The following is a 12494-nucleotide window of genomic DNA, read 5'->3' on the forward strand; positions in this document are numbered from 1 at the left end:
AATTACCTAGAATGACTCGAAAAAGCGCTATTGCTGCACTCCTCCTCTTACCAAGTTTTTCTTATGCAGCAACTGTCTTATCAGCTCCGCCAGAATTAAATAATAAGTCTTATGTATTAATGGATTATGAGACAGGACAAATTCTCGCTTCTAAAAATGAAAACGAAAAGCTTGCACCTGCTTCAATGACAAAAATGATGACAAGCTACATCATTGAACAAAAATTATTAAAAGGTGAACTGACTGAAAATGAGCAGGTTCGTATGAACGAGTCTGCATGGTGTAAAGGAAGCAGCTCTGAATCATGTATGTATGTTCCTTTAAATGGTACAGCGACTGTTCTAGAAATGCTTCGCGGTATCATTATTCAGTCAGGTAATGATGCATCAAAAGCAATGGCTGAACATATTGCCGGAAATGAAGGCACGTTTGCGCACATGATGAATCAGGAAGCAAAACGTATCGGCATGACAAATACCCAGTTTATGAACTCAACTGGTTTACCGGCAGAAGGTCATTATTCAAGTGCTAAAGATATGGCTGTTTTAGCGCAACATATTATTAAAGACAGCTCAAGATATTACCCAATCTACTCTGAAAAAGAATTTACGTTTAATGGCATTAAACAAGGTAACCGTAATGCCTTGCTTTACACAGACCCAAGCGTAGATGGTTTAAAAACAGGCCATACAGATGAAGCGGGTTACTGCTTAACAACGTCAAGCAAACGTGGTCCAATGCGTCTCATTTCCGTTATTTTCGGAACGGATAGCGTTAATGAACGTGCCAACCAAACGCGTACATTATTGTCTTGGGGCTTTGCAAACTTTGAAACTGCAAATATTCAACCAGCCAATCAAGTTCTTGCAAAAGCAAAAGTGTGGTTTGGTAAAGAAGATGAAGTTCAAATTGGTCTAGCTGAAAACTTTAGCGTGACTATGCCTAAAGGCAAAGCTAACGGCATTAAAACACAGTTAGTTGTTCAACCTAACTTAAATGCACCGCTTCAAAAAGGCCAAGTTGTGGGCAAACTTGTTGCTAGCCTTGACGGCAAAGTAATTGCTGAAAAGCCATTAGTAGCATTAAAACCAGTTGAAGAAGCAGGATTCTTTGCACGCTTAATCGACCATGTTAAACAATTCTTCAGCAACTTATTCTAATTTTTGAATAGTTGAATTAAGCACTCATGCTATTTAGCCTGAGTGCTTTTTTATTTTATAATTCATCTAAATTTTATTTTGATACTACTCATGGCAAAGAACATACGTCCTTATCTTGAACACCGTCCTCAAATTGATACAACATGTTATGTCGATGACATGGCCGTTGTAGTCGGTGAAGTCAGCTTAGCCGAAAATGTTTCTGTCTGGCCTTTTGCCGTCATTCGTGGTGACGTAAATAGTATTCAAATTGGTAAAAACAGTAATGTACAAGACCATTGTATGTTACACGTTAGCCATAAAAATGATGCAAAACCTAATGGCTCACCTCTTATTATTGGTGAAGATGTGACGGTTGGACATCATGTGACTTTACATGGCTGTACAATTGGCAACCGAGTTTTAATCGGAATCAATACTGTTATTTTAGATGACGTGATTATTGAAGACGATGTGATGATTGGTGCTGGAAGTTTGGTTCCACCGCGTAAGGTTTTAAAAAGTGGTTACCTATATGTAGGAAGCCCTGTACAGCAAGTGCGACCACTAACCGAAAAAGAATTAGCGTTTCTTCCTTATTCGGCAAGACATTATGTAAAAGTACAAAATAATCATAAAAATAGTGAAGTCTAACTTTGCTATTTTTAATTTAATTGACCTGTATATTGCATTTACAAGAATAATAAACCTTTGAGAAATAAATAGTGAGCTTAGATAACTGCCCTAGTGAACATGAACTAATAAACCAAATCAAAATCAATATTGAAGAATATGGATTACAAGTTATGGGAATTAGCGCAACGGACTATTTACCCTCTTTTAGTTACAGTGTGGGTTTATATGAGAGTTATCAGCATCCTGAAATTATCTGTTTTGGATTATCTACGGATCTAGCTCATCTCATTATTAATGATGTAGCAAACCTAATTAAAAATGGAGAAAAAATCATCTCCTATCAAGATTACAATGACAAATTTTTTAAAGAAAGTCGTGCTCAGTTTTTACCTGTAGACTTAAGGAATATTGAAGATTATTTTGGTGGGGCGCTAAATTATTACCAACATAATAAATTCTCAGCTTTACAATTAGTCTGGACTGATCGCAATGACAAATTTCCTTGGGAAGATGGATATGAGGAAAAGTTCATTTATGATCAGCCTTTACTAGATCGAAATGCTAATTTTAAATTTAGAGAGGCTAGAAATTTAGGTGTTTTCACCACTCGACAATGGCTGGATTTCAATCAACCTATTTTAAGAGTTATTCATGATAATGATGGAGATTGGCAATTTCTAACAGGCAACCAGGAACCAGAGGATATTCGTCTTGTTGCCTTAGAACAAATGATACTAAGAGATTCAAGTTTAAATGAAGTTTTTGATCTTGATTATGGCCAGACTGCTGAAAGAGATTGTATTGATAATTCATGGAAAAGAAGAAATCTTGATGAGTAAAAAGATTTATAAAAATCTTATCATAGCCAAAAACCCCTAAATTTCGTATCATACGTCTTTTAAATCATGGTGCTTTTTTATGGCCGCATGGACTCCTCATGTCACTGTTGCTACAGTCGTAGAAAAAGACGGACGCTATCTTTTTGTTGAAGAACATAGCGAAGGGTTTGTACACACAGTATTTAACCAACCTGCTGGTCATGTGGAATGCGGTGAGTCATTAACAGAAGCCGCTATTCGAGAAACACTTGAAGAAACAGGTCATCATGTTGAAATTGATGCCTTGCTTGGTATTTATACGTATACCCCGCCCATGTTTCCGGATCGTACCTATTACCGCTTCTGTTTTCTAGCACATGTGACTCAAGTTGAAAATAATCCTCAACTCGATACAGATATTGTAGCTGCTGTGTGGATGACACCAGATGAGCTCAAAGAATCTGCTCGTGCTCGTAGTCCGCTCGTGCTCAAAGCAGTTGAAGATGCCATAAAAGGCCACCGTTATCCTTTATCGCTTATTTATGAGCACCCTTTCTCTCCCTCATTAACTTCTCATTTGGATGCCTAGTCCTATGCAACAACGTGTCATCGTCGGTATGTCTGGTGGTGTAGACTCTTCTGTTTCTGCAGCACTTTTACTTCAACAAGGATATCAAGTTGAAGGTCTTTTCATGAAGAACTGGGAGGAAGACGACGGCACGGAATACTGTACGGCAATGGAAGATTTAGCCGATGCTCAAGCAGTAGCGGATAAAATCGGTATTAAACTCCATACAGCAAACTTTGCTATGGAATATTGGGATCGCGTGTTTGAACTTTTCTTAGCTGAATATGCAGCTGGACGCACCCCAAACCCAGATATTTTATGTAATAAAGAAATTAAATTCCGCGCATTTTTAGATCATGCCATGACTTTAGGTGCAGACTTTATCGCGACTGGTCATTATGCTCGCCGTGGTGAAACTGCATATAACTCGAAAGGCGAAGCCTACGCACCATTATTACGTGGTGTAGACAATAACAAAGACCAAACTTATTTCTTGCATGCTGTTCATGGTAAAGAAATTAACAAAACCCTATTTCCAGTAGGTGAGATTGAAAAACCAGAAGTCCGCAGAATTGCTGAAGAACTTGATCTTGCTACAGCCAAGAAAAAAGACTCTACAGGAATCTGTTTTATTGGCGAACGTCGATTTAATGACTTCCTTAAACAATATTTGCCCGCTCAACCTGGAAAAATTGTACTTGATACAGGTAAAGAAGTTGGTGAACATCATGGTCTGATGTACTATACGCTCGGTCAACGTGGCGGAATTGGTCTAGGTGGTTTGAAGGGTGCAGCGGAAGGTGCATGGTTCGTACTACATAAAGATATTGCCAATAATCGCCTCGTTATTGGTCAGGGACATGAACACCCTCTCATGCAAAGCACACAGCTTTGGAGTGAGTCAATTGACTGGGTGGCGGGTGAACAGAATATTCCTGTTGAAGGTTTACGCTGTACAGCTAAAACACGCTATCGCCAACCTGATCAGACATGTACAGTTTTTATTGATGAAAATAGTGAACACGGTGTACGAGTTGAGTTTGATGAACCTCAGCGTGCTGTTACACCGGGTCAAAGCGTTGTATTTTATTCAGATGAAGTTTGCTTAGGCGGGGGTGTCATTCACCATACAAATGCCCCTACACCAAATTTTATTTAAGGGAATGAATGACATGGTGGAGTTACCATTTCAACAATCACAAGCCTTGAATGTTCGCCAAAACCGTGCCCTTGCCTTGGCTGGGGTATTTCAGGCTACCCAGCTCACGCACATGACAGCTTTAACTGGTCAGCAGAGTATTGGTGAAAGTGGTAACTTCTATTTTGAGCTGTTAATCAAGGCGAGTTTAAATATTCGCCCTACAGTCAACAATGGTGTTCAAACATTAGATTTTTTTAATCAGTTGGCAGATATTTCTTTGGGGCTTAAAACCCTCGAAAATTGTATTACTCAACCTTTTACAAATATGCCCAAATCTCGCCTTCCAAAAATGGGCACTGCCAAGCTTCCAATGTCATATGCGATGTCCCTTTTGCAATTAGAAAAGAAGGTCTATAGCAATCCTGAATACGTCGCAATCATTGAAAAAGCTCAGCAAAAGATTTTAAAACAGCTTTCTTTTTTTGATAACAACTACTTGCACCCAAGTATTTTAGCCAATTTGGCTCAAACTTATGTTGATACTGCTGGGCAGATTAACCCTCGCATTCTCGTTCGTGGTAATGCAGAAGCATTTAAAGATACCAACCATACTAACCGCATCCGTGCTTGTCTATTTACTGGCTTACAAATGGCCCATTTATGGCGACAACTCGGTGGTAGTTCGTGGAACATGATTTTTAGCAAACGTAAATTGCTACAGGATATTCAGGCACTTGCTCGTTTACAGTACCAAGTCATCTAAGGCTGTAAAGAGATTATTTTTTGTTTTATGTTTATTCCAACATTAAGGAATCGTTATGAACGCTTTAACCGCACTATCACCATTAGATGGACGTTATGCCAGCAAATGTGATGCGCTACGCCCTTTTCTTTCTGAGTTTGGTTTAATTCATGCTCGTGTCACTGTAGAAGTGCGTTGGTTACAAGCACTTTCTAACCGTCCAGAAATTGTTGAAGTTGCTCCTTTTTCAAATGAAACAAATGCAGCTTTAGATGCAATTGTTAGCAACTTTTCTGAAGAAGATGCTAACCGCATTAAAGAAATTGAGCGTACAACTAACCATGATGTAAAAGCTGTTGAATATTTCTTAAAAGAGAAAATCGCAGGTATCGCTGAATTACAAAATGCAGGTGAATTCATTCACTTTGCATGTACTTCAGAAGACATCAATAACTTGTCTCATGCACTTATGCTTAAAAACGGCCGCGAAGTTTTAGTATCAAGCATGAAGCAAATTTTAAATGCGATCTCTACTTTAGCAACAGCTCACGCTGAACAACCAATGTTGTCTCGTACACACGGTCAAACTGCAAGCCCAACAACTTTGGGTAAAGAAATGGCGAACGTTGCATACCGTTTAGCTCGCCAAATTAAACAATTTGAAAATGTTGAGCTACTAGGTAAAATCAATGGTGCTGTAGGTAACTACAATGCTCACCTTTCTGCTTACCCAGATGTTGACTGGGCTGCACATGCTCAAGCATTTGTTGAATCTTTAGGTTTAGCATTCAACCCGTACACGACACAAATCGAACCACATGACTACATGGCAGAGTTGTTTGATGCGTTACGTCGTTTTAATACGATTTTAATCGACTTTAACCGTGACGTATGGGGTTACATTTCTTTAGGTTACTTCAAACAAAGATTGAAAGATGGTGAAGTTGGTTCTTCAACTATGCCACACAAAGTTAACCCAATTGACTTTGAAAACTCTGAAGGTAACTTAGGTATTGCGAATGCTGTATTAGCGCACTTAGGCGAAAAATTACCAATTTCTCGCTGGCAGCGTGACTTAACTGACTCTACTGTACTTCGTAATATGGGTGTTGGTTTTGCGCAAAGTTTAATTGCTTTTGATGCGTGTTTAAAAGGTGTAGGTAAACTTGAACTCAATGCAAACCGCTTACTTGAAGATCTTGATCAAGCTCAAGAAGTTTTAGCAGAGCCAATTCAAACTGTTATGCGTCGTTATAACGTTGAAAAGCCATATGAAAAGTTAAAAGCATTAACTCGTGGTCAAGCAATGACTCGCGACATGATGGTTAACTTCGTAAATGGTGATGAACTTTCTCAAGTACCAAGCGAAGAGCGCGCACGTTTAGCTGAACTTACTCCTGCAACTTACACAGGTAATGCAGCTGAACAAGCTAAACAAATTAACGATTTAATTAGCAAAATCTAATTAAAAAGTTCATAAAAAGCGGAGCTTCGGCTTCGCTTTTTTATTACACTAATATAAAGCACAATAAAGTACTATTTCTAAAATGATCGAAAAACAATTCAAACTTAAACACTATATTGCTCTTGGCCTTATTTTTATTGCCATCATATTGTCTGGCATCCAGCCCCTTGAATTTGAAGCCTATTTACTTCATCAAGCAGGCACTGTTTTTATGTTGATTTTGCTTTTTATTATTTTTAAAAAGATTGGCCTCGATTTTTTAAGTTTTACTTTTTATTTAGTGTTCTTGTTGATCCACATTATTGGTGCACACTATCTGTATTCATATGTTCCTTACAATGATTGGATTCAACATATATTCCATTTCAATCTAGATCAATACATGGGATGGTCCCGTAACATGTATGATCGTTTAGTTCATCTTGCCTATGGTGTTTTGCTCTACCCTCTTATTTATCGAGTTTTTCAGGTTTGGTTACCTACAGCACGGCCTTTTACTCTGTTTTTACTTGTGGTCCAATTCGTCATGGCATCTAGCGTTTTTTATGAACTCATTGAATGGGCAATTGCGATTGGTTTATCGCCAGAGCAAGCCGAAAATTATAATGGGCAACAAGGTGACATGTGGGATGCCCATAAAGATATGTTATTAGCAACGATCGGTGCAATTCTCTATGGATTTGTAGCTCTTATAAAAACACCTAAAATAAATAATTCATAAATAAAAAAAAGCGCTCAATGAGCGCTTTTTTTAAGAGTTCTTTAGACGACTGAATAAGTTTGATCTAACAGATTTGATAAAGCTGAAGAAGTCGTATTTGATAGAAGCTGTTCTAGATTCGTTGTGACATCACTCGCTGTATTATTTACTTCGCTCTGCTCATTCACTACAGGTTTAGAATCTGTTGCAGATAAAATTTTTGCGATTGGGTCAGAAGCATCCGTTGAAGAACTTTTTAATAAATCATCTAATGACACAGATTTTTGCTGCTGACTAGTCGTTTCATTGGTTGTAGTTTGCGCTAACTTTAATGTATTTAACCCAACACTATCGGCCACAGAAGGGACAACTTCATTTACATCACTACTGACAACTTCACTCGTACTCGCCACTTTTAGTGCGACGACATAAAAAGTAAATGGTGAACTCACTTCACTCGTCAGCCCAGCTACATCTGTTTGCACGAAAGTAATCGTATGTTTACCAACGGCTAAATCTTTATCAAGCATAAATGACCATAGATTATTAGCACCTACTTGGCCAACTTTAAGAATGGAAATTGCGACTCCATTATCATAAATAGTTAAGGTTGCGTTAGCTTCAACTTGAACAGTAAATTTTGGTTTAGCATCATCAGTTTCAGAACCTGCTATAATTGCTCCTTTTAGAGGCCCTACATCATCATCTAAACCTTTTAACACAGGCTTAGCAGGTGGAATCGTATCTTTATCACTCCCAACAATTTCCAGCGCATCCGATTTATTTCCAGAACTATCGGTTGCTATTACTGAACCTTTTAAGCTATCGGTTAAAGCAGGAGAAATCGCGATTGTAAATTTTCCATTCGAATCTGCTGTTCCAGTACCAATAACCTTATCTGCTGAGTTTTTGATTTCTATTTTTGCATTGGCTTCGGCTGTACCAGTAACAGATGTTCCTTCTGCATTCACTTGAGCTGTAGGTTTATCTGGCGCTATAGTGTCATAGCCAGAGGTGACTTCTAAAGGCTTAGAGGTATTACCCGCTGCATCTTCAACAATGACTGTCGCCTTTTGTGATTCTTTTAAGGCAGAAGAAAGCGTAATTTGAAACTCACCTTGCGCATTTGCCATACCAGTTCCAATGACTTTACCATCTGCATCTTTTATCTGAACTTTTGCATTAGCCTCTGTTTTTCCTTCAACCACTGTTCCTTCTTTATTTACTTCAACTAAAGGAGTTTCTGGCGGAATAGTATCTTTCCCAGCAAAAATAGGAGTTGCCTCAGATTTATTCCCAGCAGCATCCTGAGCAATGACTTTACCACCCGCTTCACTAGTCAAAGGCGGAGTTAGCTTTAAAGAAAAAATTCCTTCTGAATTTGCTTTTACGGTTCCTAACAATTTTCCGCTAGCATCATAGACATTTACAGTAGCATTTGCTTCAGTTTTACCATCTAAGATCGAACCATCGTCATTTAATTGAGCCTGAGGAGCATCTGGAGCAATTGTGTCTTTAGTGCCAGTAACAACGGTTGCTTTAGAATTATTACCAGCAGCATCTTGAGCAATAACAGCCACTTTCTCGCCATTTACTAATGGCTTATCAAGTTTAACGGTAAAATTACCATTGCTATCGACAGTACCAGAAGCAAGGATCTGTCCCTTCGCATCCTGAATATAAATCTTAGCATTAGCCTCTGCTTTACCAGTGACCGTAACAGTATCATCAGCCAAAGTAGCTGTTGGCTGATTAGGTGCAATTAAATCTGGCACAGATGATGAACCATCTTTGTCATCTTTATCAAAAGCCCACAAATATAAACCTTCAGCAGCTAAAACTGCTAAGCCAGCTTTTAATACATTGCCCATCGAAAACGTTGGGGAATCATCAACCGCCATTGTTGAAGCTGGTTGACTAGTGCTTGTATAGGCTAAATCTGTGACATGGTTTAAACCTGTATAGTCGATCACCTTACCTTGTGCGTCGAATTGGGCTTCAACAAATTTTCCGTGTTCAGTCGGAAAAACAAGTGAATGGTCTGTTGTATTTGTTGCTTCATTAAAGAAATTTTCTAAAACAAGGGTTTCACCATTTTTTAAATGGATGATAAGACTTCCACCTTGCTTTTCCATTGATGCTATATCTTTTTGACTTACACCAATTTGAATGATTGCTGGTTGGTTTAAAACCACTTTATTGAGCTGACCATCTTGTAGAACGTCCAAACCCTCTTTGGATGCCACAATTATTCTTGTCATTATTTCCTATCCTGAATTTCAGTTATATTTTTAAATGTCTAACTTTTTAAATGATTCATCTAAAAGCTATTTTATTGCTGTTTAAAATATCAAAAGCATGTCTTTATCACAATTCAAAAAGCATGTTTATCAATAATTATTTTTGACTTTTAATTAAAATATCTATTCCTCATAAAACTCATATCAACCTTAAATTTCACCCTGTTCGATTATTTACTAAATCTCTCATAGTTATTAATTCCATCATTTACATTCGTAAGTAAAAGAAGCTAAAAGTACCTATCAGAATCAAAAGACATAAAGCAGCAAATTTAGTTATTTTCGCATCTGACAAGGTCATTTTTAGCATACTCCAGCCCTGAAAACGTTTTGCAAAAATACTATTTAGAATAAGAGTTGAAACATGCAACAAAACCAAAGCTAAAAACAAGTTTGCAAAAAATTCGTGTAGGTCTTTCAAAGAAAAATTAACATGTTCAGTTGCATACCCTAGCCCCACCACAATGGGAATCACAAGAAAAATAAGTACAATTGAAGTTTGAAAAAGTGCAATGCTAACTGAATGAATTGAATTTTTAGAAAAAATACTCTTAAAGTTTGCATGACTTAAAGATTTTTTGATCGCATTTATCGCTATGTTACTTCGTTTTTTAATACCGAATGGTGTTGTACTTGAAATATGTGGACTCAAAAAATGCCAGATCACTCTCACGGTAATACTAATAAGAAGTATGTACCCAAACATCATATGGACTTGGTGTAGATCTTCATTATCTCCTGTGAAGTAAGCACCAATAAAACCAAGCATAATAATGATATGTAAAATACGTATGAGAATATCAATGTGTGACCATGTTTTTGACATTACAAAAACTCAGAAGTGAAAGATTAACTATAACTCTGACAATTGAAACTTAAACAAATATTAATCAAATTTCTTTCATCACTCACATAAAAAAAAAGAGCACCTATGTAGGTACTCTCTTTTTCAAAATTTAGCTTAATTAAAATCTAGTATCACGCATTTGCACTAAGGTTGAATTGGCTTTGGCCAACGTGTCTGCAACTTTATTCATTACAGCCGGAATCAAGCTATCAGCCATTTGAGCCGCTTGCAAACCTAACTTTTCACCTAATGTTGCTTTCTTACGCGTATTAATCACATAAACATCATGCTGTGGTAATAATGCTAATAGATACTCATCAGATGTTTGTAATTTATCAACAAGATTTAAATCTAGCGCATCTTCACCATACCAATGCTCACCTGTAGCGACTTTATCAACATTAAGTTGTGGACGGTACTTTTCTACAAAGTGTTTAAATAGCACATGAGTTTGTTGAAGCTCTTCTTCGAACTTCGCTTTACCTTCAGGGGTATTTTCACCAAACATCGTGACAGTACGCTTATATTGCCCTGCTGTGTAAAGCTCGAAATCCACATTGTGTTGTTTTAAAAGACGGTTAAAGTTTGGAACTTGAGCAACCACACCAATTGAACCAACAATAGCAAACGGCGCTGCAATAATTTCATTTGCAATACATGCCATCATATAGCCGCCACTTGCTGCTACTTTGTCTACGCAAATCGTCAAATGGAAGCCCGCATCGCGTAGACGTACCAATTGAGCTGCTGCTAGACCATAACCATGTACCATGCCGCCTGGGCTTTCAAGGCGAACCACAACACGGTCACGGCCTGCTTTAGCAGTTGCTAAAATGAGGGTAATTTCTTCTCGCAAGTTTTCAACTGCTGAGGCTTGGATATCACCCTTAAAATCTAAAACAAAGATTTTTTGATTATTTTTACGGCGAATTTTAGCTTCTTTAGCAAGTTGTTGAGCCAATTGTAAAAGTTCTAAACGGCTTGCAGTTGTTTGTGCAATTTTTTTTCTCTGTTCATTTACACGTGCATTTAAATGACTAACACGTATTTCTGCAGGGAGTTTAGGCAAATGGAATAACATAAAATTCTAAGCTCATAAGTTATCTTTTATAGCCTTAAGATGTGGTCCTTTTGATTAAAATTCAATAGCGTTTTTGCAAAATAGAGTCATTTTCATTTATAAAATAAAAAAAGAGCACATGGCTCTTTTTTTATATGGATGACTAATTAACCGAATCGTCCAGTAATATAAGCTTCTGTTAACTGATGGTCAGGTTGAGTAAAGACTTTTTCAGTTGAGTTAACTTCAATCAAATCACCTAAATGGAAATAAGCAGTACGATCTGAAACACGAGCCGCTTGTTGCATTGAGTGAGTCACAATTACAATTGTATATTGCTCTGATAGATCAGAAATTAATTCTTCGATTTTTGCTGTTGCGATTGGGTCAAGTGCAGAACATGGCTCATCCATCAAAATCACTTCAGGACTTACTGCAATTGTACGAGCAATACATAAACGTTGTTGCTGACCACCTGATAAACCAGTACCTGGTTGATTCAAACGATCTTTCACTTCTTCCCATAAACCCGCTTTACGCAAGCTATTTTCAACAATTTCTTCAAGATCATATTTATCGCGCGCGAGACCATGAAGTTTAGGGCCGTAAGCTACGTTATCAAAAATAGTTTTAGGGAACGGGTTTGGCTTTTGGAATACCATACCAACCTGAGCACGTAACAATACGACATCAAGGTTTGGATCATAAATATTGTGGTTATCGAGTGTAATTTTACCTGTCACACGGCAACCATCAATGGTGTCATTCATACGATTTATCGTACGAAGGAAAGTCGATTTACCACAACCTGATGGTCCAATAAAAGCAATAACTTCGTTCTTGTAAATATCGAGGTCAATACCTTTAATCGCTTCAAAATCACCATAATAAACATGGGCATCTTGTGCACTAATTTTGATTTCGGTTGAGTTCTGCTTTTTTGAAGTTTGTGGTTCAAAATGCGAAACATACGAAGTGCCATGATTCTGCGATTTATCTGTAAATTGAGATTGTTCAGTGTTCACTAACTTATCCTTTTCTAAGGAATTCGTAATATCAATAGTATTCATTATTTATC

Annotated in this window: 12 protein-coding genes; 8 read left to right on the plus strand and 4 right to left on the minus strand. The window is 37.5% G+C overall.

The features are described 5' to 3' along the window. The first annotated feature begins 11 nt into the window (after nucleotides 1-11). The 8 genes from dacC to ACT53H_RS03095 all read left to right on the plus strand — a co-directional run bounded on the left by dacC (nucleotide 12) and on the right by ACT53H_RS03095 (nucleotide 7230). Nucleotides 12-1160 (plus strand): D-alanyl-D-alanine carboxypeptidase PBP5/6, encoded by a 1149-nt coding sequence (gene dacC / locus ACT53H_RS03060; protein ID WP_004790888.1) that lies wholly within the window; start codon nucleotides 12-14, stop codon nucleotides 1158-1160. 90 nt (nucleotides 1161-1250) lie between these two features. Continuing rightward, nucleotides 1251-1793, plus strand: coding sequence for a gamma carbonic anhydrase family protein (locus ACT53H_RS03065; protein WP_174758315.1), 543 nt, complete (start codon nucleotides 1251-1253; stop codon nucleotides 1791-1793). A gap of 71 nt (nucleotides 1794-1864) precedes the next feature. Further along, nucleotides 1865-2614, plus strand: coding sequence for a DUF4262 domain-containing protein (locus tag ACT53H_RS03070; RefSeq protein WP_004790885.1), 750 nt, complete (start codon nucleotides 1865-1867; stop codon nucleotides 2612-2614). Nucleotides 2615-2693: 79 nt separating this feature from the next. After that, nucleotides 2694-3182: an NUDIX hydrolase gene (locus ACT53H_RS03075; protein WP_004790883.1), complete on the plus strand. Its 489-nt coding sequence runs from the start codon at nucleotides 2694-2696 to the stop codon at nucleotides 3180-3182. A gap of 4 nt (nucleotides 3183-3186) precedes the next feature. Continuing rightward, nucleotides 3187-4320: a tRNA 2-thiouridine(34) synthase MnmA gene (mnmA, locus tag ACT53H_RS03080; RefSeq protein ID WP_004790881.1), complete on the plus strand. Its 1134-nt coding sequence runs from the start codon at nucleotides 3187-3189 to the stop codon at nucleotides 4318-4320. Nucleotides 4321-4333: 13 nt separating this feature from the next. Beyond that, nucleotides 4334-5065 carry a high frequency lysogenization protein HflD gene (gene hflD, locus ACT53H_RS03085; protein WP_004643577.1) on the plus strand — a complete coding sequence of 244 codons (732 nt, stop codon included), beginning with the start codon at nucleotides 4334-4336 and terminating at the stop codon, nucleotides 5063-5065. A gap of 55 nt (nucleotides 5066-5120) precedes the next feature. After that, on the plus strand, nucleotides 5121-6509 hold the full coding sequence (gene purB, locus ACT53H_RS03090) for an adenylosuccinate lyase (RefSeq protein ID WP_005307301.1): 1389 nt from the start codon (nucleotides 5121-5123) through the stop codon (nucleotides 6507-6509). Between the two features lie 82 nt (nucleotides 6510-6591). Continuing rightward, a complete protein-coding gene (locus tag ACT53H_RS03095; RefSeq protein ID WP_476008593.1) occupies nucleotides 6592-7230 on the plus strand; it encodes a DUF2238 domain-containing protein in 639 nt (212 codons plus the stop codon). Between the two features lie 41 nt (nucleotides 7231-7271). Here ACT53H_RS03095 and blp2 read toward each other — a convergent pair whose 3' ends face one another. The 4 genes from blp2 to pstB all read right to left on the minus strand — a co-directional run bounded on the left by blp2 (nucleotide 7272) and on the right by pstB (nucleotide 12486). Next, complete coding sequence (gene blp2 / locus ACT53H_RS03100; RefSeq protein WP_476008594.1) at nucleotides 7272-9470, minus strand: Ig-like repeat protein Blp2; 2199 nt, start codon at nucleotides 9468-9470, stop codon at nucleotides 7272-7274. Nucleotides 9471-9717: 247 nt separating this feature from the next. Further along, nucleotides 9718-10335 carry a cytochrome b/b6 domain-containing protein gene (locus tag ACT53H_RS03105; RefSeq protein ID WP_476008595.1) on the minus strand — a complete coding sequence of 206 codons (618 nt, stop codon included), beginning with the start codon at nucleotides 10333-10335 and terminating at the stop codon, nucleotides 9718-9720. A gap of 139 nt (nucleotides 10336-10474) precedes the next feature. After that, the gene (gene sohB, locus ACT53H_RS03110) at nucleotides 10475-11437 is read right to left on the minus strand and encodes a protease SohB (protein WP_004790871.1); all 963 of its coding nucleotides are present in this window, start codon (nucleotides 11435-11437) and stop codon (nucleotides 10475-10477) included. Nucleotides 11438-11583: 146 nt separating this feature from the next. Continuing rightward, nucleotides 11584-12486 (minus strand): phosphate ABC transporter ATP-binding protein PstB, encoded by a 903-nt coding sequence (gene pstB, locus ACT53H_RS03115; RefSeq protein WP_004790869.1) that lies wholly within the window; start codon nucleotides 12484-12486, stop codon nucleotides 11584-11586. Nucleotides 12487-12494: the final 8 nt, after the last annotated feature.

This window comes from Acinetobacter sp. DMC2, assembly GCF_056314305.1.